Raw genomic sequence first — 23966 nt, forward strand, 5'->3', positions numbered from 1 at the left:
TCCGGTTAAGCGTGGGTTCACAGCAAACGCTGCGCATGGCGTTGCGCGAGCAGCGTGGCGATGTCGGGGGGAGGCAGCACATGGTGCGCACGCAGGCGGGCCAGCGCGGCGTCGGGCATGGCGGGCATCGAGGCGCTCGCCGGGGTCTGCACCACGGTGAGACCGCCCGCCGCGTCGATCGCGGCCAGACCGCGGGCGCCGTCTTCATTGGCGCCGGACAACAGAATGCCGATCAGGCGGTCGCCATAGCATTCGGCCGCGGTCTCGAACAGCACGTCGATCGAGGGGCGCGAAAAGTGCACCGGCGGATCGATGGACAGCGACAGGCGCGGGCCGGCGTCGACCAGCAGGTGGTAATCGGGCGCGGCGAAATACACATGCCCCGGCTCGATCGGCATCTGGTCCTCGGCCTCGACGGCGGGCAAGGCGCAGCGCTGGCCAAAGATCTCGACCAGCAGGCTGCGCCGGTGGCGCGGCAGATGCAGCACCACCAGCACGGCGGCCCGCAGCCCCGCCGGCAGCGCCGGCAGGATATCCATCAACGCGTCGATGGCCCCCGAGGAGCCGCCCATCACGATGGCGTCGTGGGCGTTGGCGGCGGGCGTGTCGGTACGCGGCATCAACGGCCCGCCTTCTTGCGGTAGATGCGGTCTTCGAGCACGAAATCGTCGAAGGCGTTGGCCTGGCCCGAGAAGCGCAACGACTCCTTCGCACCCAGGCCCAGAAAGCCGCGATGGCACAGGGCATCGTGAAACAGGCCCAGCGCGCGGTCCTGGAGGTCGCGCTCGAAATAGATCAGCACGTTGCGGCACGAGATCAGATGCATCTCGGCGAACACGCTGTCGGTGGCGAGGCTGTGATCCGAGAACACCATGTGTTCGCGCAGGCCCTTGTCGAACATCACGCGGCCGTAGCGGGCCGTGTAGTAATCCGACAGGGAGCTGCGTCCGCCGGCGCGGGCATGGTTTTCGGTGAATGCGGCCGCCCGATCCAGGTCGAACACACCCTGCTCCGCCGCGCGCAAGGCATGCGGGTTGATGTCGGTGGCATAGATCAGCGTGCGATCCAGCAGCCCTTCCTCGTGCAGCAGGATGGCGAGCGAGTACACCTCTTCGCCTGCGCTGCAGCCCGCCACCCAGACCTTGATCGAGGGATAGGTGCGCAGGATCGGGATCACCTCCTGGCGCAACGACAGGAAGTAGCTCGGATCGCGAAACATGTCGCTGACCTGCACCGTGAGGTACTGAAGCAGCGCGGTGAACACCGAGGGCTCGTGCAGCACTCTATCCTGCAGCTGCGACAAGGTCTTGCATCCGAACTGACTGAGGGCGGTATGCAGGCGCCGCTTGAGCGAGGCCTGCGCATACCCCCGGAAATCGTAGTGGTACCGATGAAAAATGGCATCGATCAGCAAGCGCTGCTCGATGTCGGCGGTACGGATCTTGGCGGGCTGGGACATGGTGTGCTTCAACGGCTATGCAGGCTCCGGGCCTATTTGGGCATCCACACGCGGACCAGCGACAGCAGCTTCTCCACGTCGAGCGGCTTCGCAATGTAGTCATTCGCGCCGGCCGCCAGGCACTTCTCCTGGTCGTCTTTCATGGCCTTGGCCGTGAGCGCGATGATCGGCAGGCGGCGCCACTCGGGCCGGTTGCGGATCTCGCGCATGGCGGTGTAGCCGTCCATCTCGGGCATCATGATGTCCATCAGCACCAGGTCCACGGCGGGATGACCGGCCGTGCCGGCGCGCGCCAGCGCCTCGAGCGCCTCGCGGCCGTTGCGGGCGATCTCGACCTGCATGCCGGTCGGCTCGAGAATGCTCGACAGGGCGAACACGTTGCGGACGTCGTCCTCCACGATCAGGACGGTGCGGCCCTCCAGCGCCGTGTCGCGGCTGCGGGCGAGCTCCAGCATCTGGCGCTGCTCGAGCGGCAGCTCGGCTTCCACCTGATGCAGGAACAGCGTCACTTCGTCGAGCAGGCGTTCGGGCGAGCGCGCGTCCTTGATGATGATGGAACGCGAGAAACGACGCAGTTCCTGCTCTTCGTCGCGCGAGAGCGCGCGGCCGGTATAGACGATCACCGGCGGGAACGACACGCCCTCCTGCTCCGTCATCTGCTGCAACAGCTCATAGCCGCTGATGTCGGGCAGGTTCAGGTCCATGACCACGCAGTCGAAGGTCGCGCCGCGCAGCAGCTCCAGCGCGGCGGCGGCCGTATCGGCGCACACGATCTCGACATCATTGCGGGCCAGCAACTCGCGCACGCTTTCGCGCTGGCGGTCGTCGTCCTCGACGATCAGGACACGGCGCAGATCCTGCGTGAACTTGGCCTCGAGACGCTGCAGCGCCAGCACCAGTTCGTCGCGCTTGACCGGCTTGAGCGCGTAGCCGACCGCGCCGCGGCCCATGGCCTCCTGCGTGTAGTCGGCCACCGAGACCACATGCACCGGGATATGGCGCGTGTAGGGATTGCGCTTGAGCTGATCGAGCACGCCCAGACCCGAGAAATCGGGCAGGTTGATGTCGAGCACGATCGCGTTCGGACGGTACTTCTCGGCGTAAGCCAGGCCCTCGGCCGCGGTATGCGCCAGATGGCAATGAAAATCCATTTCCTCGGCCAGATCGGCCAGGATGCCGGCGAAGCGCTTGTCGTCCTCGATCACCAGAATGCGGCGGCCACCGGGCGGCGGCGCGGCAGGTGCCTGCGCGGCCTCGCTCTGAGCCGGCGGCGCGGCGGGGGCCGGCGCGGGCGCCAGGGTCCGCGGGGCGTCGGAGGCGGGCGGCGCCGACGGACGCGCGGCGCGGAAGTCCGCGCTCGACGTGGTCCCGGGCCGGACATCCGCGCCCCCTTCGATGCTCACCGGCAGCACCAGCGTGAACACGCTGCCCTGCCCCGGCGCGCTCGAGACCGAAATGCTGCCGCCCAGCAGGGCAGCCAGATCGCGCGAAATCGACAGACCCAGCCCGGTGCCGCCGTACTTGCGGTGCGTGCTGCCGTCGGCCTGACGGAAGGCTTCGAAAATCAGTTGTTGCTGGTCCTGCGCGATGCCGATGCCGGTATCCTGCACGGCGAACGACAGCATGCCTTGCGGCGTGCGCGTCACGCGCAGATGGATCGAGCCCTGCTCGGTGAATTTCAGCGCGTTCGACAGCAGGTTTTTGATCACCTGCCCCAGACGGCCGGCGTCGGTATCCATGCGCGCGGGCACGCCCGGATCGATCTCCAGCGTCAGGGCCACGCCCTTTTCTTCGGCGATCGGGCGCAGCGGATCGATGAGCCGCTGCATAGCCTGCTCGATCACCACCGGCTCCACCGACACCGTGGCCTGGCCGGATTCGATCTTGGCCAGATCCAGGATGTCATTGATGAGCGTGAGCAGGTCGGTGCCCGCGGCGTGGATCGTCTGCGCGTACTTCACCTGCTCCGGGCTCAGGTTGCCGGTGCGGTTATCGCCCAGCAGCTTGGCCAGAATCAGGGTGGAATTCAGCGGCGTGCGCAGCTCATGGCTCATATTGGCCAGGAACTCGCTCTTGTAATGGCTGGCCTGCTCCAGCTCGCGTGCCTTGTCGGTCAGGGCACTCTGGGCACGCAGCAACTGCTCGCGCTGGTGCTCGAGCTGCTGCGTCTGCTCTTCGAGGTTGGCGTTGGTCTGCTCGAGCTCGGTCTGCTGCAGTTCCATGCGCGCCTGCGACTCCTGCAGGATGCGGCTTTGCTGCTCCAGCTCTTCGTTGCTGACCCGCAGTTCCTCCTGCTGGGTCTGCAGCTCTTCGGACTGGCGCTGGGTTTCTTCTAGCAGCGCTTCCAGGCGGCTGCGGTCGATGCCGGCGCGGATCGCCACGGCCAGCGACTCGGATGCGCCCTGCAGCAGCTCGCGCTCGGCCTCGCCCACCTGGTGGTTGAAGCCCAGCTCGATCACGGCGTAGACGCGGCCATTCTGCATCGCGGGAGCCAGGATGAGCTCGGCCGGATTGGAGCTGCCCGTGGCCGACGACACCGGCAGGTGTCCCGCCGGCACATTGCGCACGTGCAGCAGCTTGCGCGAACTCACGGCCTGGCCTGCCAGGCCTTCGCCCGGCTGGACCTTGTTCTCGAGCCGCTCGCGCGCCAGGCCGTAGCCGCCGAACAGCTGCAACTCGCCGCCCACGCGCTCGACGACATAGCCCGCGCCCACGTCCGCCTTGACGTAGTCGGCCAGGAATTCCAGCGTGCGCTGGCCGATCTCCTCCAGCCGGTGGTCGCCCTGCAGCTTCAGGCTCAGGCCCGACAGGCCCGCCTGCACCCATTGCTGGCGCGACTTGGCACGGTGTTCGCGGATGGTCATGCCGGCGGACGCCAGGATCAGCACCAGCAGCACCAGCGAACCGCCCCAGGAGTAGTACGCGGACAGGGTCGCGGCGTCGGACCAGATCTCGCGCCGCTCTTCGATGTTGCGCATCATCCGGGTGTACAGGTCGGCCACCTGGTCGCGCAGGCGATCCATGGCCTCCTTGCCCGCATCGGTGCGCACGACCGCCATCGCGCCCTCGACGTCGCCCGCGCGGCGCATATCGATCGTGCTCTGCAGCTCGACCAGCTTCTGGCGCGTGATGCCCTCGATGTCGTTGACGATGCGCCGTTCCTCGGAATTGTGCGAGGCGGCTTCTTTCACCACGGCGAGGCGTTGCTCGATCAGGCTGAGCGAACGCAGATACGGCTGGAGATAGCTGATGTCGCCCGTCAGAAGGTAGCCGCGCTGACCCAGCTCGGCGTCTTTCATGGCCGAATTGAAGAGGCTGAGCTGGCGCAGCGCCTCGGTACTCCGGTCCATCGCTTCGACGGCCTGCACGCGGGTTTCCGCGGAGCGCACATTCACGAAGGCGATGACGAGGGTGGCGAGCGCGGCGGTGATGAAGCCGAGTAGCAGACTACGGGGAAACGCATAGCTACTGGCAGAGCGCGAGGCGGATTGGGGCATGCGTCAGGATTCCCGGCGGAGGCACGCGGAGGGCGCACCAGCGTTGGCGTGATTCGTTGAAAGGTAGGAATGATCTCTCTGCCTATAGTAAGAATACGTGAGAGAGGCCCATGGACTATACCGGTTTTGTTGCATATCGCGCGCAGAGATCACCGTTTGTTCCGTTCTATGGCGACAAATTGTCATGTTTGGAGGCGTTTGACCGCCGTGCCGGCCGCTCTCGCGGCGCTGCCACGGCCGACTTACCCGCGACGGCGGCGCCCTCAGCAAGTCTCGTGCCCGGACTCACAAGCTGTCACACAACCGCGCCGACGCCCTAGTGGTTTTCCCTCGAAAGCGCCTTGGTCGGCGCTCAGCCCATTCCGAGGCAGCCGGCCGTCCGGTATATTTCGGTCAGTGGCCTGACCACTGAGCCACCAGAACACCAGACAGTTTTTACAGGACCTCGCATGGCCGCTTTCCAGGCAGTCGCCTCCACCCGTCTGTACCGCATGATCGCGGACCAGATTGCCGGGCGCATCCGTGCCGGCGACTTTCCGGCCGGCGGGCGCCTGCCGGCCGAGCGGGAGCTGGCCGAACAGCTTCAGGTGAGCCGCGCCTCCGTGCGCGAGGCCCTGATCGCCCTGGAAATCGAAGGCTATGTCGAGGTGCGCGTGGGCACCGGCGTGTTCGTCTGCGCGCCGCGCGACGATGGCCAATACGGCGCGCCCGCCCTGCCCGCCGCGCCGGCGGGTGGCGCCGAGGCCACCGACATCGGCCCCTTCGATCTGCTCGAGACGCGCCTGCTGATGGAGCCCGAGTGCGCCGCGCTGGCCGCCCAGAAAGCCTCGCCCGCGCAGATCGGCGCGATCCGCGCCGCGCACGAAGCGATGTCGCTCACCGATGGCCCGGCCGAACACGACCGCGCCTTCCACAGCGCCATTGCCAACGGCTGCGGCAACGCCGCGCTGGCGGCCGCGATCTCGCACATCTGGCAGCTGTCCTCGACCAGCCCGGTGTTTCACCGCCTGGAAGAGCACTTCGTCACGACCAACGTCTGGGTCGAAGCTCAAAAGGAACACGAACGCATTCTCGCGGCCATTACCGACCGCGACCCGATCCGCGCGCGCCATGCGATGCACGACCACCTGGTCGGCATCATGGCGCGCCTGCGCGAAGATTTCGGCAGCGGTGGCATCCGATGAGCTCCTGATGCCGCGCTGACCCGGCTGCGCGCCGGCCTTTCCCGATTCCAATGCCCTTCAGGCTGGCGCCGCGCGCGCCCGGCCGGGGCCCGTTCATGCCGCGGTTCCGGCGTGCCGTGACACCGACGGACTCGGTGCAAGACAGGCACGAACAGTTGCCCAAGGGGAAAACAATGCAGCTCAACCGTACGCTCACCCGCCTGCTCGCCGCCGCGGGCTTCACGCTCGCGCTGGCGCCCGCCGCCCACGCGCTCGACATCAAGCTGGGCCACGTGCTCGCGCCCAGCCACAGCTGGAACAAGGCCGCCGAAGGCTTCGCGGCGGAGGTCAAGGAAAAGACCGCCGGCCGCGTGAACTTCATCCTGTTCCCGAGCGGCCAGCTCGGCAACGAGAAGACCATGCTCGAAGGCCTGCAGATCGGCAGCCAGGGCGCCGCCATCATCGGCTCGGGCTCGCTGCAACCGCTCGAGCCCAAGTTCGGCGTGGTCGAACTGCCCTACACCTGGACCTCGTCGGCACAGGCCTACAAGGCCTACGACGGCGAACTGGGCCAGGCGCTCGCCAAGCTGGCCGAGAAGAAGAATCTGATGGTCATCTCGTGGTGGGAGAACGGCTTTCGCCACGTGACCAACAATCGCGGCCCGGTCAACAAGCCGGCCGATCTCGCCGGCCTGAAGACCCGCGTCACGCCCGACAAGATGCGCCTGGACACCTTCACGGCGCTGGGCGCGAACCCCGCGCCGCTGGCCTTCGGCGAGCTGTACTCCGCGCTCCAGCAGAAGGTGTTCGATGCCCAGGAAAATCCCCTGTCCATCATCTACACCTCGTCGTTCTTCGAAGTGCAGAAGTACCTGTCGCTCACCGGCCATGTCTGGGGTCCGGCCAACCTGATCATCTCCAAGCCGGTCTGGAACAAGCTGTCCGCCGAGGACCGCAAGGTGGTGCAGGCGGCCGCCGACAAGTGGCGCGATGAACAGCGCAAGATGATCACCGACGGCGACCAGCAGTTCGTCGAGCAGCTCAAGGCCAAGGGCATGCAGGTCAACGAGGTCGACAAGGCCGCCTTCGCCGCCGCCGTCGCGCCCGTCTGGAAGACCTACGAGCCCGTGTACGGCGCCGAGCTGATGAACCTCGTTCAGAAGTACCGCGAGGCCAAGTGATGCTCAGCCGCGTGTCCGCCATTCTGTCGGGCATCAGCAAGGCCTTCGCCGCCCTGGCGGTGGCCTTGCTGGCGATCCTGATCACCTACGTGGTTTTTGCCCGTTTCGTCACGCACACCACGCCGCACTGGGCCGAGGAACTGCCGCGGCTCGTGCTGGTGTGGTCCGCCTTCATCGGCGGCGTCGTCTGCAGCTTCGAGCGCTCGCACCTGATGGCAGGCCTGCTGCCGTTCTTCGTGCGCAACGCCCGCGTGCTCGCCTTCGTCGAACGCGCCAACCACGTCCTCATCATCATCGGCCTGCTCGCCCTGGGTTACGCCGGCTGGCAACTCGCCGAGCTCACCATGGACCAGACCCTGCCCGCGCTCGACGTGTCGGCCGGCACCGTCTACCTGGCCCTGCCGTTCGCCTGCGTCATCACGGCCATCGTGCACGTGGCCCAACTGTTCGAGCCGAGCGCCGCAAAGGATTAATCGATGTCTTCGGGTGCCCTCTTCCTGATGGGCGTGTTCACGATCACGGTGTTGATCGACATGCCCATCGCCTTCGGTCTGGTGCTGTCCTGCCTGGCCTACCTGGCGATCTACGACGCCGCGCCCATGATGGTCGCGGCGCAGCAGTACGTGGTGGGCCTGGACAGCTTCACGCTGCTGGCCATTCCTCTGTTCATCCTCGCCGCGCAGCTCATGAACGGCGCCGGCCTGACCCAGCGCATCGTGCGCCTGTGCGCCGCCATCGTCGGCGACATCAAGGGCGGCCTGGCGGTCGTGGCCGTGCTGGCCTGCCTGATGTTCGGCGCGCTGTCGGGCTCCGGGGTGGCCGACGTGGTCGCCATCGGCAGCCTGCTGCTTCCGGCCATGGCGCGCGCCGGCTACGACAAGGGCTTTTCGTGCGCCCTGGTCGGCAGTGCCGGCGCCACCTCCACCATCATCCCGCCCAGCATCGTCCTGATCGTGTACGGCACGATCACCGACACCTCGGTGGGCAAGCTGTTTCTGGCCGGGATCATCCCGGGCATTCTGCTGGGTGCCGCGCTCATCGCCGTGGCGATCTGGCAGTCGCGCAAGCATGGCTGGTCGGGCGGACAACCGTTCGCCTGGGCAGAGCTGCGCGCCGCCGCGATCGATGCGCTGCCCGCGCTGATGGTGCCGGTGCTCATCATCGGCGGCATCCGCTTCGGCATCTTCACCGCCACCGAGGCGGCCTCGAGCGCCATCGTCTACGCCCTGCTGATCGGCTTCTTCTGGTACCGCACGCTCAGCCTGCGCGCGATCTGGGACAGCCTCAAGTCGACCGGCGAAGGCAGCGCCTCCATCCTGCTGATCATCGGCGCGTCCGGCCTCTTCGCCTGGGTGCTGGTGGCCGAACAGGTGCCGCAGGCTCTGTCCAGCCTGCTGGTCAACTGGACCGACAGCAAGACGGCCGTGCTGCTGGTGCTCACGGTGGTGTTGCTGCTCCTCGGCACCTTCATGGAAGCGATCCCGGTGATCATCATCGTGGCGCCCGTGGTGATGCCCGTGCTCGCGCACTACAACATCGACCCTGTGCACTTCGGCATCCTGCTGTCGATCAACATGGCGATCGGGGCCAATACGCCGCCCGTGGGGGTGGACTTGATGGCCGCGTGCAAGATCGGCGGCATCAACATGATGCAGACCCTGCGTCCGCTCAGCTGGATGATGCTGGCCATGACCGCGGTCATGCTGCTGCTCACGTTCGTGCCCGAACTGGTGCTGTTCCTGCCGAGGCACGTCCAATGAGCGCCCGCCGTCCCCCCGCGCTGCGCCGCAGCTGGATGTTCGTGCCCGGGCTGAATGCGGAAGCCCAACGCGCAGCCCTCGCCGCGGGCCCCGATGCCCTGGTGGCCGATCTCGAGGAATTCACCGCGCCCGCCGACCGGCCCGCGGCGCGCGAGCGCATCGTGGCGCTGTTCGACGAATGCCGCGCTCAGGGCGTGGTGGCTGCCACGCGCATCAACAAACTCGAAGACTGCGGCCTCGAAGACCTGGCCGGCGTGATGCCCGGCGCCCCGGACGCGGTGTTCCTGCCGCACGCCGAGAGCGCCGAGCAGATCGCCGCGCTGGACCGCGCCATCACGGCGCACGAAACCGCGCTCCGCCTGCCCCTGGGCAGCACCGAGATCGTGCCCACGCTGGAATCGGCGCTGGGCGTGGTGCGCGCACTCGCCATCCTGAGCGCCAGCCCCCGGGTCTCGTCCTGCCTGCTGGCCGCCGAAGACCTGAGCGCGAACCTCGGCGCCGAGCGCGCGCCCGACGGCATCGAGCTGCACGCGCTGCGCGCCCGCTTCCTGGTGGACTGCGTGGCCGCCGATTGCGTGGCGATCGACTGCCCGTTCAACTTCCGCGATAGCGCCGCCCTCGAAGCAGACCTGCGCTGGGCCCGGCGCCTGGGCCTGAAATCGAAGTGCGCCACCTTCGCCGGCCAGATCGAGACCATCCACGCCGTGTTCACACCCGCTCCCGACGAGGTGGCGCGGGCCACCGCGACGGTGGCGGGCTACGAGGCCGAACGGCGCGGCGAGGCGCCCGCCGCCGGCGCCGCCCCCATCGACCCGCCCGTGTACAACACCGCGCGGCGCCTGCTGGCGCGCCACGCGGCATTCGAACAATGGACGGCGCAAGCGCCCGTCCGCACCCTCAAGGGAGACGCCGCATGACCGCCACTCCGACTCCGGCCGAACGCAACGGCGGCCAGATCCTCATGCAGCAGCTGCGCATTCACGGCGCGCGCCGCATCTTCATGATCCCCGGCGAAAGCTACCTGCCCTGCATCGATGCGCTCAACGAACACGTGGGCGCCATCGAGCCCATCGTGTGCCGCCAGGAAAGCGGCGCCGCGTACATGGCCGAGGCCTATGGCAAGCTGACCGGCGAGCCGGGCATCTGTTTCGTCACGCGTGGCCCCGGCGCCACCAACGCCAGCATCGGCGTGCACACGGCGTTTCAGGACTCGACGCCCATGATTCTGTTCGTGGGTCAGGTCGGCAACGACTTCATCGAGCGCGAGGCATTCCAGGAAATCGACTACCGCCGCATGTTCGGCCAGATGGCCAAGTGGGTGGCGCAGATCGACCGCACGGACCGGATCCCCGAGTTCATCGCGCGCGCCTACGCGGTCGCCACCAGCGGCCGCCCGGGCCCGGTGGTACTGGCGCTGCCCGAGGACACCCTGTGGGGCCGCGCCACCGTGGCCGACCTGCCGCGCTACCAGCGCACGCACAGCCACCCGGGCGCGACCGACCTGGCGCGCATGGTGCAGCTGCTCGACCAGGCCGAGCGGCCCTTCCTGCTCGTGGGCGGCAGCGGCTGGACGTCCAACGCCATCGACCAGATCGCCGGCTTCGCCAAGCGCTTCGAACTGCCGGTGGGTACCGCCTGGCGCCGTCTGGAGTGCTTCGACCAGCGTCATCCGAACGCGGCCGGCCACGTGGGCTGGGCCATGACGCCGGCATTGCGCGACCGCATCCGCGACGCCGATCTGGTGCTGGCGGTGGGCACCCGGATGGGCGAGGCCACGACCGAGGGCTACACCCTGATCGAAAGCCCGCGGCCACGCCAGCGCCTGATTCATGTGTATCCCGACGCCAATGAACTGGGCCGCGTGTTCGCCCCGACCCAGGGCATCGTGGCCGACGTGGCGAGCTTCGCGGCGGCCGCGGCACAGCTCAAGCCCGGTCACGCGGCACCGCGCGGCGAGGCCGTGATCCAGGCGCGGCGCGAATACGAGGAAAGCCTGCGGCCGCTGCCCTCGCCCGGGCCGCTGTGCCTGGACGAGGCCGCGTCGTATGTGGATGCGCATCTGCCGCAGGATGCCTGCATCACGGTGGGCGCGGGCAATTACGCGCTGTACCCGCATCGCTACCGGCGGTTCGCGGGCCTGGGCACCAGTCTCGCGCCCACGGTCGGTTCGATGGGCTACGGCCTGCCCGCCGCGATCTCGGCCAAGCTCGAGCATCCCGATCGTGCCGCGGTCTGCTACGCCGGCGACGGCTGCTTCCAGATGAATCTGCAGGAGCTCGGCGTGGCACTGCAGTACCGGCTCGGCATCGTGGTGCTGGTGTTCAACAACGGCATGTGGGGCACGATCCGCGCGCACCAGGAACGCGAGTTCCCGGCCCGCACCATCGCGCTCACCTTCCAGAACCCCGACTTCACGCAGCTGATCAAGAGCTACGGCGGTCATGGCGAGGCGGTCGAGCGGACGGCGGACTTCGGTCCGGCCTTCGAGCGCGCGCTCGCCTTCGCGCAGCGCGAAAACCTCCCCGCGCTGCTCGAAATCCGCTACGACGCGGATGGCATCGCCCCCGGTCAGACCCTGTCGGCGATCCGGGCCGACGCGCTGGCCCGACACGACGCCTGACGCCGGACTGAAGGCAGCCGACCGCCGCGCTGTCATATACGCGCCGAAGCCGGGAAATAAGACACGAATCTCGTCTTTTTCCCGGTTTTTGCCATTTCATTACGAAGTATTTCAAAGCGCGCCGCGACACGGTAGAATGCGTGCGTCCTACGAATCGCACGACCCATCCAGGCATGTCGCAAACTCCGTCTTCCTACCCCACGATTTACCTTTACACCGAAGAACAGCGGGGTAACCAGCTCGTCGAATCCGAAGTGATCGGCATGTTTTCCGACATCTCGGGCGCGGACAAGCTCATCGTGGTCAAGGATCCCGCCAGCGGGATCAAGTTCGTGTATCGCGTCGAACACGACGTCACCAACCTGGATGCCGCCGCCATCACGGACCTGGATGCCGCGAAATTCAACGGCAAGAACAGCACGCTGATCAACGGCATGAACTACAAGCTCGGCACCGCCGAGTCCGCGTTCAAGCTGTTGCGCGGCAAAACGACCTGGATTCAGGACAAGGGCGCCGTGCTGTCGGTGCTGCTTCAAAACGCCGCCGCCCGCAGCGCGCGTTTCAGCGTGATCCGCATTCAGCGCGATCGCATCACCAAGGTGCCCGCGGGCACCGCGGTCGAGACCCTGGCGCAAGCGCGCGCAGCCGCCCTGGCACGCGCCGCGGCCGGCGCCGACGACGCCGCGCCGCCTCCCGCGCTCTGACCTGCCGCCCCGTCTCGCACACGCGCTTACATCAGACGTAGGGCCGGGGCGCGATAAGCAGTTACACTCCCGCGTTGCGACCCATCCGAGGGCGCGCCGCCGCGCACGGTTATCGTGTGCTCAACGCGCCCCGCCTGCCGGCCACCTATGACATTAAAAGAACGACTTTTCCTCGCCAGCCAATACGCGGCGCCCCACCATCTCGTGTCGCGCGCCATGGGCCGCTTCGCCGATTGCCGGGCGCCCGAGGTCAAAAACTGGATGATTTCGCGCTTCGTGAAGCGCTACCAGGTCGACATGCGCGAGGCATTGGTCGAGGATCCGCTGGCCTACGGGTCGTTCAACGAGTTTTTCACCCGCGCGCTCAAGCCCGATGCGCGCCCGCTCGATCAGGCACCCGGCGCGGTGCTGTCGCCGGCCGATGGCGCCATCAGCCAGTTGGGCCCGATCGAGCACGGCCGGATTTTTCAGGCCAAAGGCCACAGCTACGGCCTGAATGAATTGCTGGGCGGCGACGCCGCGCGCGCCGAACCCTTCATGGGCGGCGACTTCGCCACCATCTACCTCTCACCGCGCGACTATCACCGCGTTCACATGCCGGTCGCCGGCACGTTGCGCGAGATGGTGCATGTGCCCGGGCGGCTGTTTTCGGTCAACCCGCTGACCGCCGGCCACGTGCCCGCGCTGTTCGCCCGCAACGAACGCGTGGTCTGCATTTTCGACACCGGGCATGGTCCGATGGCGCTGGTCCTGGTCGGTGCCATGATCGTGGCCTCGGTCGAAACCGTCTGGGCCGGTCTGGTGACGCCGCACAAGCGTCAGGTGCGCACCACGCGCTACGACGAGGCGGCGCGTGGTCCCATTCATCTCGCCAAAGGCGCCGAAATGGGCCGCTTCCTGCTGGGATCCACGGTCATCGTGCTGTTTGGCCGCGATCGCATCCGCTGGCTCGACACGCCGTCGGTGCGTGGTCCGATCCGGATGGGCGAGACGCTCGCGCAACCGGCCGATCAGGTGCCCTCGCACGGCCTCGACACCCTGCCGGCGCTGTAAGCGCACCGGCACATAGCGAAGATAAGCGAATAAACGTCTTCTGTTTTATTCGCTATCAGGCGCAACTACCCCGCGGTAGATTTGAATTGGCGGGCCACCTCGAGCGGCCCGCCTCGAACCTATTGCGCGGAGTTGCCCTATGTCCACCCTGCCCCCGTCCGCGGTCCTGTCCGCGGTCTCCCTCACCGCCGGCGCGCCAGCTGCCTCCGGCCGAACGCATGACGACGTCGCGCGGGCGAACCCCGGCCGTGGCGCCGCACCGGCGCAGCGCGGCGCCGTGCCGCAGGCCGCCCCGGTCGCCACACCGCTGCCGCGCGCGCTGCGCGGCATTCTGAGCCTGGACGACTTCGAGGCCGCCGCGCGCCGCCGCCTGCCGCGGCCGATCTTCGGCTACGTTGCCGGCGCCGCCGAGAACAACCAGAGCCGCGACGACAACCGCGCGGCCTTCGCCGAACACGGCTTCGCGCCCCGCGTGCTGGTGGACGTGTCGGCGCGGGACACCTCGGTCGAGCTGTTCAGCCGGCGCTACGCGGCGCCCTTCGGTCTGGCGCCGATGGGCATCAGCGCGCTGTCCGCGTATCGCGGCGACATCGCGCTGGCCCGTGCCGCGCACGCGGCCGGCGTGGTCGCCATCATGAGCGGATCGTCGCTCATCCCGCTCGAAGACGTGCACGCGGCGGCGCCCGGCACCTGGTTCCAGGCCTACCTGCCCGGCGACCCCGCCCGCATCGATGCGCTCGTCGAACGGGTGGCCCGCGCCGGCTACGAGACGCTGGTCCTGACCGTGGACATTCCGGTGTCCGCCAACCGCGAAAACAACGTTCGTACCGGCTTCTCGACCCCGTTGCGGCCGAGCCTGCGGCTGGCCTGGGACGGGCTCACGCATCCGCGCTGGCTGGCGGGCACCTTCCTGCGCACGCTGGTCCGCCACGGCATGCCGCATTTCGAGAATTCGTTCGCCACCCGTGGCGCGCCCATTCTGTCGGCCAACGTGCTGCGCGACTTCAGCGCCCGCGATCACCTCAACTGGGCCCACGTGGCCCGCATCCGCGCCACCTGGAAGGGCCAGCTGGTGATCAAGGGCATCATGAATCCCGCCGACGCGGCCGTCGCGCGCCGCCACGGCGTGGACGGCGTCATCGTGTCGAACCACGGCGGGCGCCAGCTGGACGGCACGGTGTCGCCGCTGCGCGTGCTGCCCGATGTGGCGCACGAGGCGGGCGACATGGTCGTGATGATGGACAGCGGCATCCGCCGCGGCAGCGACGTGCTCAAGGCACTGGCGCTGGGCGCGCGCTACGTGTTCGTGGGCCGGCCGATGAACTACGCCGCCGCCGTGGGCGGCGAGGCGGGTGTGGCGCACGGCATCCGGCTGCTGCGCGACGAGGTCGATCGCAACATGGCCATGCTGGGCGTGCTGTCGTGCGAAGAGGTCAACCGCCGCCTGCTGCGGGCGATGGGCCCGGCGCGCTGACGCCGGGCCGGCACGATCACCAGGGGAAGTCGATCAGCTCGCCGTACAGGCGGCGCAGCGTGCTCTTGACCTCGGGCGACTGCTGGTAGATCTCGATGAAGCGCAGCAGACGCGGGTCTTGCGCCTTCTGGGGCGTGGTGACCCAGCGAATCGCGTAGCGGCGCACGGCCTCGGGATCCTTGTTGTCGAACGCCAGACCGTCTTTCTCGTCGATGCCGGCGTGTTTGGCGAAGGTCGTGTACGTGACCGACGCCGTCACGTCGTCGAAGGTGCGCGCCGACTGCGAGCCTTCGATCTGCACCAGCTTGATCTTGCGCGGATTGTCGGTGATGTCGTCGAGGCGGGCCTGATGACCCACGCCGGGCTTCAGACCGATCAGGCCGATGCGCTGCAGCAGCAGCAGGGCGCGGCCGGTGTTGACCGGATCGTTCGGCACCGCGATGGTGGCGCCCTGGGGAATCTCGTCGCCCTTCTTCAGCTTCTTGCTGAACAGGCCGATCGTGGTCGAGTAGCCGTAGGCGATCGGGGTGAGCGAGGTGCCGCGACGCTGGTTGAACAAGGCCAGAAACGGCTCGTGCTGGAAGAAGTTGGCGTCGATGGAGCCATCGGCCACCGCGATGTTCGGCAGCACCCAGTCGTTGAACTCGACCAGCTTGACCGCCAGGCCCTCTTTGCGCGCCTGCGCGATCGCGATCTCGGTGGCCTCGTTGGCCACGCTCGGGATCACGCCGATGGTGAGCGGCTTCGCGGCGCCCGGGTCGGCGGCCATCGCGGGCGGGGCGGCCACGGCGGCCAGGACCAGCGCCGCGGCGCTGCGCAAAAACTGACGGCGATACGAAAAGGACATGACGAATCCACGAACATGCGCCCCGGCGGATGCGGGGCAATCCCGCATTGTGCCCGAGCCGGGCGGGCGCGCCCTCATTCCCGTGCGGCGGGCAAGGACAAGTCGCGTTCGCGCATCCGGTACAGCACATGCGGGGCGAGCGCATCGTCCGCCGGCAGTTGCGGGTGGAGGAAGTCGCCCGTCACGTCGCGCCGCATTCCGATACGCCGCATCACGGCCTGTGAGCGCAGATTGCCACGCGCGGTGAACGACACGATCTCGTCCAGCCCCGCCTCCTGAAAGCCGTAGGCCAGCGCGGCACGCGCGCCCTCGCTGGCGAACCCATGCCCCCAGAACGGCTGCGCGAGCCGCCAGCCGATCTCCACGCAGGGCGTGAACGCGGCGTAAAAGCGCGGCCGGGCCAGGCCGACGAAGCCGATGAACGGCGACCCGCCGCGCACCTCGACCGCCCAGAGACCGTAGCCCTGCTCGTCCATCGCGGCACGGATCCGCGCGGCCAGCGCATCGCTGGCCGCGCGATCGAGCACGTTCGGAAAGTGCGCCATCACGCGCGGGTCGGCATTGAGCTCGGCGAAGGCTGGCAGGTCGGCGTCGCGCCAGGGTCGCAGCAGCAGGCGCGGCGTGGTGAGCGTGGGAGGCATGAGGACGAACGATTCCGGCGCGAGGCGAACCCGGTCGAATGCCGGGTCCGAGGCGCGGATCGTAGAGCAACTGGCCCGAATTCACCAGCGTGACTCAGGGCAAACCCGCACAGGCGAGCTATCATAGGCGCTCCTCAATCCCGCCCGCTCCGGAGCCACCATGACCGACCGCCACCTGATCATCCTCGCCGCCATCAACATGATCGTGGCCGTGGGCGCAGGGGCCTTCGGCGCGCACGGGCTCAAGCGCATGATCACGCCCGACATGCTGGCGGTCTGGCAGACCGGCGTGCTTTACCACCTCATCCACGCGCTCGGCCTGTTCGTCATCGCGTTTCTCGGCACCCGCTTCGCCTCGCCGCAGCTCACCGCGGCCGGCTGGTTGATGTTCATCGGCATCATTCTGTTCTCCGGCAGCCTCTACGCCCTCACGCTGACCGGCACCCGGATTCTCGGCGTGATCACGCCGCTCGGCGGCACGGCGTTCCTGGCCGCGTGGGCGCTGGTGGCCTGGGCCGCCTGGCGCGGCCCGGCCTGACGCGGCCTGGCCTGCGCGGCGCGGTCTGACGCGGCGCGGCCTGCGCGGCCCGGCCTACGCGGCGCGGCCTACGCGGCCCGGCCCGAACCGCACGCACTGACGCGGCACCCCGGCCGCGCGTTCCGGGCGGGGATCGCTCCCCGCCATTTCTGCCCTTTCTGCGCGTCGTGTCACCCGACGCGCGTCTTCATCTGTCTGGATCGCATCATGGATTCCGCTGTCCGCACGCCCTCCCCCTTCGCCGGCATCGCCTGCGTGATGGGCGGCATTTTCTGTCTGACCCTGAGCGACGCCCAGGCCAAGTGGCTGGGCGATCATTACTCGCCGATTCAGATTCTGTTCATGCGCGCACTGATCGCGCTGCCCGTGGTGCTCGCCGTCGTGGCGTCCCTGGGCGGACGCCGCAGCCTGCGCACGCAGTATCCGCTCATCCATCTCCTGCGCGGCGCGATCAACATCGTCTCGGCGACCTGTTTCTACATCGGGCTGACCCATCTGCCGCTCGCCGAAAACACGGCGATCGCGTTCGCCGCGCCGCTGTTCGTCACCGCGCTGTCGGTGCTGCTGCTGAAGGAAAAGGTCGACGGCGCGCGCTGGCTCGCCGTGGGCGCGGGCTTTGCCGGCGTGCTCGTGATCGTGCGCCCGGGCTCGGGCGGCTTCCAGATCGCGGCCCTGTGGCCGCTGATCACGGCGCTGCTCTATGCCGTGATGATGATCACCGCGCGCGCCATCGGCCGCGGCGAGAGCATGCTCACCACCATGTTCTACATCGTGGCAGGCCAGCTCGTGTGCAGCGCGGTCGCGGTGCCGTGGTTCTGGAACACGCCCGCCGCCGAGCACCTGCCCTACTTCGCGGGCGTGGCGCTCTTTTCCACGCTGGGCCTCACGCTCATCACGCAGGGCTTTCGGATCGGGCCCGCGTCGGTCGTGGCCCCGTTCGACTACACGGGCCTGATCTGGGCCACCCTGCTGGGCTGGATCATCTGGAACGAGCAGCCCGACCTGCAGGCCTATGTCGGCGCGGCCTTCATCGCCGGCAGCGGCCTGTACATCGCGCTGCGCGAAACGCGCGGCGAGCGCCGCCGGCGCAAGCGCGCGTAGCGCCGGAGCGGCGGCGGGAGACGGTGCCTGTCGGGCGACGGCGGGAGGCCTCACACCCGGCCGCACGTGACGCGCGCCGCACCTGCCCCGCGTGCGCGTCGACGCCGCGTTGCGCGAGAGCCCGTTACTCCAGCGGCGGATCGAAGTGTCGGTCGAGCACGGTCGCCAGATGCGGCTCGAGCGCGGCCGTCTCCGCCACCGCGGCGAGTCTGGGGCAGCTGCGCCGGAACCAATCCTGCCCGGGGCGCCAGCGCGTCATCACCGCCACGTACAGATCGAGTGCCGAGAAATGCGCGCCCAGCGCATGCGGCGCCCCGATCTCGCGCTCGATCTCCTGCCAGAGCTCGGCGCGGCGGTCGTGCACTTTCACGCGCATGAGCTCGGCGGCCGCGCCGGGGCCCGCCCATTTGGCGGGATCGTCGCCGTAGGTAAAGGTGGGATAGACCGAGCCGATCAGGCGCTCGAGCAAATTCCAGAAGCGCCAGCGCTCCGGCGTGCCGGCGGGCGGCACGAGCCCGGCGTGCGGCGCGAGATCGTGCAGGTGCAGGATCATCGCCGCGCTTTCGGTCATGATGCCGCCGTCGGGCAGCACCAGCGTGGGCACCTGCCCGCTCACATTGAGCCGCAGCAGGCGGTCGCGCCCGGGGCCGGGCTTGAGATAAGGCAGATCGGTAAGGTGAAACGGCAGGCCGGTGAGGCGCAGCGCGGCCTCGACGATGGCCGAGCCGCAGCCGCGCGAGCCGATGAGCTCGAACGAACCGGGTCCTGCGGCGCCCTGCGGCGCAGTCTCGCGGGTGGCTGGCATGATGCGCTCCCTGCACGCCGCGAAGCTGCCGGCGCGCGCTACGGATCGTGGGGGATGTCACACGGACCACTATAGCGCGCCAGGGCGGGCGCGGGGCGCCCGGCCCGGGTCTTCGGCTCAGCCCTGCTGCTCGGCGTCCACCGCCGCCAGGATCTTGCCGAACAGCGTGTCGGCATGGCCCGAATCGAGCCAGCGCACGATCGCCACCATGCGGCGCTCGGGCTCGACCCACGTGAACGAACTACCGGCGCCCACGCCGAAGAAGCTCGATGCGGGCAGGCTCGGGAACATCTTGCGCTCGTGATTGAGCCAGATCAGATAGCCGTAGTACGGCGCGATATCGACCGGCTCGCGCATCGCGCGCAGCCACTCGCGCGACAGCACCTGCTTGCCATTGGCCTGCCCCTCGTCGAGCAGCATCTGCCCGATCAGCGCCTGATCCTTGGCGCTGATCGACATGCCGCCGCCCCAGTGCGTGCCACCCGGCACCGACTGCATGCGCTTGCCGTCGATCTCGACCCACGCGGTGTCGTAGCCCACCCATTGCCAGTTTTCGCTGGCGCCCACCGGCCGCGTGATGGCCTCGCGGAACACCTCCGGCAGCGGCTTGCGGAACAGATGCAGCAGGGCGTACGAGAGCTGATTGATCCGGACGTCGTTGTATTCCCAGTACGTGCCGGGCTTCTGCAAGGGGCGCGGATCGCCCTTCTTGCCATCGGGCGGCACGCCGAAGGTGACCGCACGGTAGCGGTCGACCTGATCGGGCAGACCGAAGCGCTCGCCTTCCCATTCGCTCGTCTGCTGCAGCAGCTGACGCCAGGTGATCTCGGCATTCTGGCCCTCGTCGAAGCCGATGCCGGGCACCCGCGCGCCCACGCGCTCGTTCACGTCCGGCAACAGGCCACGGTCATGCGCCACGCCGGCCAGCAGGGCCAGATACATCTTGGCCACGCTGAAGGTCAGGTCGGCGCGCTCGGGCTCGCCCCAGGACGCCACCGTCTTGCCGTCGACCACCACAACACCGGTGTTGGGCCCGCGGTCGTGGACCGGGCCGTAGAGCCGGTTGTACGGCGGCGGGTCGTTCTGGTGCACGCCCCAATTGCCCTTGACGCTGCGGTCCCAGGTGGATTCGTGTTCGGTCGCGAACTGGATCGCGTCCTTCATCAATGGGTTCATCTCGCTTCCTCTTGGTAAGTTGTGCGCTTCAGACGGCGGGGGCCTGCGCGAGCCGCTGCATGGCGGCAGCGACGCCGCCGGCCCGGTGCGGCACGCCGGCGGCCGCCAGGCCCATCTCGACACCGGCCAGCGTGCCGCACAGTGTCAAATCGTTGAAATGGCCCAGATGGCCAATGCGGAAAATACGGTCGGTGAGCTTGCCCAGGCCCTGTCCCAGCGACATGTCGAAGCGCTCGAGCACGGTCTTGCGCAGGGCGTCGGCGCTGTGCCCCTCGGGCATCAGCACGGCGGTCAGCGCCGGGCTGTGACCGTCGGGCTCTTGGCACAGAATCTCGAGACCCCAGGCCTGCACCGCCGCGCGGGTGGCTTCGCCATGACGGCGATGGCGTGCGAACACGGCGGGCAAGCCTTCCGCGCGCAGCATCTCGATGGCCTCGTGCAGGCCGTAAAGCAGGTTGGTGGCCGGCGTGTACGGGAAATAGCCCTTGCCGTTCACGCCCAGCATGTCGCGCCAGTCCCAGTAGGCGCGGGGCAGCTTCGCCGTCTCGGCGCGTGCCAGCGCGCGTGCGCTCACGGCATTGAACGACAGACCGGGGGGCAACATCAGGCCCTTCTGAGAACCCGATACGCTCACGTCCACACGCCACTCCTCGTGGCGATAGTCGATCGAGCCCAGCGACGAAATCGTGTCGACCATCAGCAGCGCGCCGTGGCCGCTGCGGTCCATCGCGGCCCGCACGGCCGGAATGTCGCTGACCACCCCGGTGGAGGTTTCGTTGTGCACCACGCAGACGGCGGCGATGTCCTTGCCCGCGTCGGCGCGCAGCGCCGCCTCGATCGCGCCGGCATCCACGCCGTGGCGCCAGTCGCCGGGCAGGAAGGTCACGCGCAGACCCAGGCGGTCGGCCAGCCGGCGCCACAGACTCGCGAAGTGCCCGGTTTCGGCCATCAGCACGTGATCGCCGGGCGACAGCGTGTTGACCAGCGCGGCCTCCCAGGCGCCGGTGCCGCTGGCCGGATAGATGATCACGGGGCCGCTCGTCTGAAAAATCGCCTGCATGCCCGAGAGCACGGCCAGACCCAGCTCGCCGAAGGCCGGTCCGCGATGGTCGATGGTCGGCTGATCGATCGCGCGCAGCACGCGATCGGGCACATTGGTCGGGCCGGGAATCTGCAGAAAATGTCGACCGGAGGGATGACGGTTCAGGGCAAGCATGCGTGGCCTCATGTTCAGGGTGGTATACCAAAGCACGGCACGAGCGGAGTGGGCGGCAAACGGCCCGCCCGCGCACGAACGCGAGCCGACCCCGGCGAACCCGATATCTCGCCCGCAGCCACTCTATCCCATTGTTTTCGCGCTTGGAACGCAGGGTATTCACGCATGCAGTAAATCTGCGGAGCGGGTCTATAGTGGCCGCTATTCACCGGTCGAGTTGGTATACCAATGAGCAGTGACTCCACCCTGGCACTGGGCCCTCGCCCGCACTTCGCCCCGTCCGACGACGCGGGCGAGCACGGGGCGCCGCCCGCGCGCGGCACGGCGAGTCCGGCGCCCCGCGCCGCGGCCACGCTGCCCGCCACCGTGGCCGTCAGCCTGCGCGAGCGCATCGTGCAGGGCCAGTTCCCGCCGGGCGCGCGCCTGAACGAACGCTACCTCTGCGAACTGCTGGGCGTGTCGCGCACGCCGTTGCGCGAAGCGTTCCGGCTGCTCGCCGCCGAAGGGCTGATCGAGCTCGAGCCCAAACGCGGCGCGCAGGTGGTCGCCATGTCCGAGACACGCATCCGCGAAGCGTTCGAGGTGATCGGCGGGCTCGAGGCCATGTCGAGCCGCTTCGCGTGCGAGCGCGCCACCGACGCCGAGATCGCCGAGATTCGCGCGCTCACGTTCGAGATGCAGGCCAGCCATGCGCGGCGTGATCTCCCCACGTACTACCGGCTCAATCACGCCATCCACGAGTGCCTGAGCAAGGCGGCGCACAACACGCTGCTCAATCAGCTCTACGACACGCAGAACGCCCGCATCCAGCATTTGCGCTTCGCGTCCAACGAAGACCCCGCCAAGTGGGATCAGGCCATGCGCGAGCACGTCGAGATGGCCGATGCCCTGGGCGCCCGCGATGGCGAACGCCTGGCCGGCATTCTGCGCGGCCATCTCCAACGCAAATGCGACGCCGCCCTGCGCGCGCTCGCCAGCCACGGCGTCGCCGCTCCGGAGAGCGGCTAGACGGCGTCGGCGCAGTACCCATTCCAACGGATCGGCGGCCCACGCCGGCCTCGGAGACGACAGATATCAGCAGTGCAGTTTCGACGCAGCACCCGGCAGCATCTCGTCCAACCATACAGGCCTCGTACAGAGGCAGGAACAGGGGAATCACGACATGGCACTCTCGCCCGCTCACCGCTTTTCGGGCCGCCTCCAGCGGCTGCGCCTGACCGCCGGCGCCCTCGCGCTCGGCCTCGCCTTCGCCTTGCCGGCGCACGCGGCCAAGAAAGACGACACCGTCCGCATGGCCTACGATCAGGCGCCCGAAAGCGTCGACCCGTACTACAACAACGTGCGTATCGGCGTGATCATCGCCGCCAACGTCTGGGACACGCTGCTCTACCGTGACCCCGTCACGAACGAGTACAAGGGCCAGCTCGCCAAGAGCTGGAAGCAGGTCGACGACAAGACGCTCGAGTTCGAACTGCGCCAGGGCGTGAAATTCCACAACGGCGAAGAGTTCGACGCCGACTCCGTCGTGTACACGCTGAACTTCGTCGCCGATCCGAAGAACAAGGCCGTGACGCAACAGAACGTGGCGTGGATCGACAAGGTCGAAAAGATCGACAAATACCACGTGCGGCTCACCACCAAGAAGCCCTTCCCCGCCGCCAAGGAATATCTGTCCACCACCGTGGCGATCCATCCGGCCAAGTATTACCAGGAGGTCGGACCGCAAGGCATGAACGCCAAGCCGGTGGGCAGCGGCCCGTACAAGGTGGTGGACTATCAGCCGGGCAAGTCCATCACGCTCGAGCGCAATGCCGACTACTTCAAGGATTCGCCCAAGGCCCAGCCCAAGGTCGGCAAGGTCGTGATCCGCTTCATCCCGGATCGCCAGACGCAGATGGCCGAAGTGATCTCCGGCGGCGAAGACCTGATCATGAGCGTGCCGAAAGATCAGGCCGAGCAACTCAAGAGCGTGCCCTCGCTGCAGGTGATCAACGGCGAGACCATGCGCATCGTGTTCATGCAGATGAACATCCTCGACAACACGCCCGCCGCGCCGCTGAAAGACGAGCGCGTGCGCAAGGCGATCAACCACGCGATCGACCGCCAGGCCATCCTGAAAAACATCGTGGGCGAAGGCGGTTCGCTGCTGAACGCCGTCTGCACGCCGTCGCAGGTGGCATGCACGCAGGACGTGCACAGCTACAAATACGATCCCGCGCTCGCCAAGAAGCTGCTCGCCGAGGCGGGCTACCCGAACGGCTTCGACCTCGACCTCGTCGCCTACCGCGAGCGCAATCAGACCGAGGCCATCATCAACTACCTGCAGGCGGTCGGCATCCGCCCGCGTCTGAGCTTCCTGCAGTACGCGGCCATGCGCGACATGATCCGTGGCGGCAAGGCCTCGCTCACGCATCAGACCTGGGCGTCGAACCTCGTCAACGACGTCTCGGCCTCGACGCCGGTGTACTTCGGCTTCGGCAACGACGACATCACGCGCGACCCGAAGGTCAAGGAGCTGCTCGACAAGGGCGATCAGACCATCGAGCCCGGCGCCCGCGCCGCCGCCTACAAAGAGGCGCTCGGCATCATCGCCGACAAGGCCTACGCCGTGCCCCTCTGGACGCTGCCGGCCTATTACGTCGCCAATAAAGACCTGCAGATCAAGCCCTACTCCGACGAGCTGATCCGCTTCTGGGACATGAGCTGGAAGTAAGCACGAGCGGCCCGGCGC

The 23966-nt window shown here is 68.1% G+C and carries 21 protein-coding genes; 13 read left to right on the forward strand and 8 right to left on the reverse strand.

Annotated features, from left to right (window positions below; genetic code table 11):
* Positions 1 to 17: 17 nt before the first annotated feature.
* Genes CAL25_RS11770 through CAL25_RS11780 form a run of 3 tightly spaced genes read right to left on the reverse strand, consistent with a single transcriptional unit; the run spans position 18 to position 4956 of the window.
* The gene (locus tag CAL25_RS11770; protein ID WP_094800129.1) at positions 18 to 620 is read right to left on the reverse strand and encodes a chemotaxis protein CheB; all 603 of its coding nucleotides are present in this window, start codon (positions 618 to 620) and stop codon (positions 18 to 20) included.
* Positions 620 to 1459, reverse strand: a complete 840-nt coding sequence (locus CAL25_RS11775; protein ID WP_094800130.1) for a CheR family methyltransferase — start codon at positions 1457 to 1459, stop codon at positions 620 to 622. Before CAL25_RS11775 ends, CAL25_RS11770 begins: the two co-directional genes overlap by 1 nt.
* A gap of 32 nt (positions 1460 to 1491) precedes the next feature.
* On the reverse strand, positions 1492 to 4956 hold the full coding sequence (locus tag CAL25_RS11780; RefSeq protein WP_094800131.1) for a response regulator: 3465 nt from the start codon (positions 4954 to 4956) through the stop codon (positions 1492 to 1494).
* A gap of 449 nt (positions 4957 to 5405) precedes the next feature.
* On the opposite strand from CAL25_RS11780, the gene CAL25_RS11785 reads away from it, so the two are divergent.
* The 9 genes from CAL25_RS11785 to CAL25_RS11825 all read left to right on the forward strand — a co-directional run bounded on the left by CAL25_RS11785 (position 5406) and on the right by CAL25_RS11825 (position 14911).
* Positions 5406 to 6140, forward strand: coding sequence for a FadR/GntR family transcriptional regulator (locus CAL25_RS11785; protein WP_094800132.1), 735 nt, complete (start codon positions 5406 to 5408; stop codon positions 6138 to 6140).
* 173 nt (positions 6141 to 6313) lie between these two features.
* Positions 6314 to 7300 carry a DctP family TRAP transporter solute-binding subunit gene (locus CAL25_RS11790; RefSeq protein WP_094800133.1) on the forward strand — a complete coding sequence of 329 codons (987 nt, stop codon included), beginning with the start codon at positions 6314 to 6316 and terminating at the stop codon, positions 7298 to 7300.
* Positions 7300 to 7773: a TRAP transporter small permease gene (locus CAL25_RS11795; protein WP_094800134.1), complete on the forward strand. Its 474-nt coding sequence runs from the start codon at positions 7300 to 7302 to the stop codon at positions 7771 to 7773. Before CAL25_RS11790 ends, CAL25_RS11795 begins: the two co-directional genes overlap by 1 nt.
* Positions 7774 to 7776: 3 nt before the next feature.
* A complete protein-coding gene (locus CAL25_RS11800; RefSeq protein ID WP_094800135.1) occupies positions 7777 to 9060 on the forward strand; it encodes a TRAP transporter large permease in 1284 nt (427 codons plus the stop codon).
* Entirely contained in the window at positions 9057 to 9977 is a 921-nt protein-coding gene (locus CAL25_RS11805; protein ID WP_249279030.1) for an HpcH/HpaI aldolase/citrate lyase family protein, read from the forward strand. Before CAL25_RS11800 ends, CAL25_RS11805 begins: the two co-directional genes overlap by 4 nt.
* A complete protein-coding gene (locus CAL25_RS11810; RefSeq protein ID WP_094800136.1) occupies positions 9974 to 11680 on the forward strand; it encodes a thiamine pyrophosphate-binding protein in 1707 nt (568 codons plus the stop codon). The genes CAL25_RS11805 and CAL25_RS11810 overlap by 4 nt, the downstream gene beginning before the upstream one ends.
* Positions 11681 to 11853: 173 nt before the next feature.
* Positions 11854 to 12384, forward strand: a complete 531-nt coding sequence (locus CAL25_RS11815; RefSeq protein WP_249279031.1) for a hypothetical protein — start codon at positions 11854 to 11856, stop codon at positions 12382 to 12384.
* Positions 12385 to 12531: 147 nt separating this feature from the next.
* Positions 12532 to 13437, forward strand: a complete 906-nt coding sequence (gene asd / locus CAL25_RS11820; protein ID WP_094800137.1) for an archaetidylserine decarboxylase — start codon at positions 12532 to 12534, stop codon at positions 13435 to 13437.
* Positions 13438 to 13576: 139 nt separating this feature from the next.
* A complete protein-coding gene (locus tag CAL25_RS11825) occupies positions 13577 to 14911 on the forward strand; it encodes an alpha-hydroxy acid oxidase (RefSeq protein ID WP_094800138.1) in 1335 nt (444 codons plus the stop codon).
* A 16-nt stretch (positions 14912 to 14927) separates the two neighbouring features.
* Here CAL25_RS11825 and CAL25_RS11830 read toward each other — a convergent pair whose 3' ends face one another.
* Both CAL25_RS11830 and CAL25_RS11835 read right to left on the reverse strand, forming a co-directional pair.
* Positions 14928 to 15680, reverse strand: coding sequence for a MetQ/NlpA family ABC transporter substrate-binding protein (locus tag CAL25_RS11830; RefSeq protein WP_249279046.1), 753 nt, complete (start codon positions 15678 to 15680; stop codon positions 14928 to 14930).
* Between the two features lie 152 nt (positions 15681 to 15832).
* Positions 15833 to 16399, reverse strand: coding sequence for a GNAT family N-acetyltransferase (locus tag CAL25_RS11835; protein ID WP_094800140.1), 567 nt, complete (start codon positions 16397 to 16399; stop codon positions 15833 to 15835).
* 160 nt (positions 16400 to 16559) lie between these two features.
* On the opposite strand from CAL25_RS11835, the gene CAL25_RS11840 reads away from it, so the two are divergent.
* Both CAL25_RS11840 and CAL25_RS11845 read left to right on the forward strand, forming a co-directional pair.
* Positions 16560 to 16937, forward strand: a complete 378-nt coding sequence (locus tag CAL25_RS11840) for a DUF423 domain-containing protein (RefSeq protein ID WP_094800141.1) — start codon at positions 16560 to 16562, stop codon at positions 16935 to 16937.
* 207 nt (positions 16938 to 17144) lie between these two features.
* Positions 17145 to 18038 (forward strand): DMT family transporter, encoded by an 894-nt coding sequence (locus CAL25_RS11845; protein ID WP_094800142.1) that lies wholly within the window; start codon positions 17145 to 17147, stop codon positions 18036 to 18038.
* A 124-nt stretch (positions 18039 to 18162) separates the two neighbouring features.
* On the opposite strand, the gene CAL25_RS11850 is transcribed toward CAL25_RS11845, so the two are convergent.
* The 3 genes from CAL25_RS11850 to CAL25_RS11860 all read right to left on the reverse strand — a co-directional run bounded on the left by CAL25_RS11850 (position 18163) and on the right by CAL25_RS11860 (position 21235).
* The gene (locus CAL25_RS11850) at positions 18163 to 18843 is read right to left on the reverse strand and encodes a glutathione S-transferase family protein (protein WP_094800143.1); all 681 of its coding nucleotides are present in this window, start codon (positions 18841 to 18843) and stop codon (positions 18163 to 18165) included.
* Positions 18844 to 18960: 117 nt separating this feature from the next.
* On the reverse strand, positions 18961 to 20019 hold the full coding sequence (locus CAL25_RS11855; RefSeq protein ID WP_094800144.1) for a serine hydrolase domain-containing protein: 1059 nt from the start codon (positions 20017 to 20019) through the stop codon (positions 18961 to 18963).
* A gap of 28 nt (positions 20020 to 20047) precedes the next feature.
* Positions 20048 to 21235: a pyridoxal-phosphate-dependent aminotransferase family protein gene (locus CAL25_RS11860; RefSeq protein ID WP_094800145.1), complete on the reverse strand. Its 1188-nt coding sequence runs from the start codon at positions 21233 to 21235 to the stop codon at positions 20048 to 20050.
* 228 nt (positions 21236 to 21463) lie between these two features.
* Here CAL25_RS11860 and CAL25_RS11865 point away from each other — a divergent pair, with 228 nt between their 5' ends.
* Together CAL25_RS11865 and CAL25_RS11870 are read left to right on the forward strand one after the other, a co-directional pair.
* A complete protein-coding gene (locus tag CAL25_RS11865) occupies positions 21464 to 22243 on the forward strand; it encodes a GntR family transcriptional regulator (RefSeq protein ID WP_094800146.1) in 780 nt (259 codons plus the stop codon).
* Between the two features lie 154 nt (positions 22244 to 22397).
* Positions 22398 to 23948 carry an ABC transporter substrate-binding protein gene (locus CAL25_RS11870; RefSeq protein WP_094800147.1) on the forward strand — a complete coding sequence of 517 codons (1551 nt, stop codon included), beginning with the start codon at positions 22398 to 22400 and terminating at the stop codon, positions 23946 to 23948.
* Positions 23949 to 23966: the final 18 nt, after the last annotated feature.

This window comes from Bordetella genomosp. 5, assembly GCF_002261315.1.
Lineage (GTDB): Bacteria > Pseudomonadota > Gammaproteobacteria > Burkholderiales > Burkholderiaceae_B > Bordetella.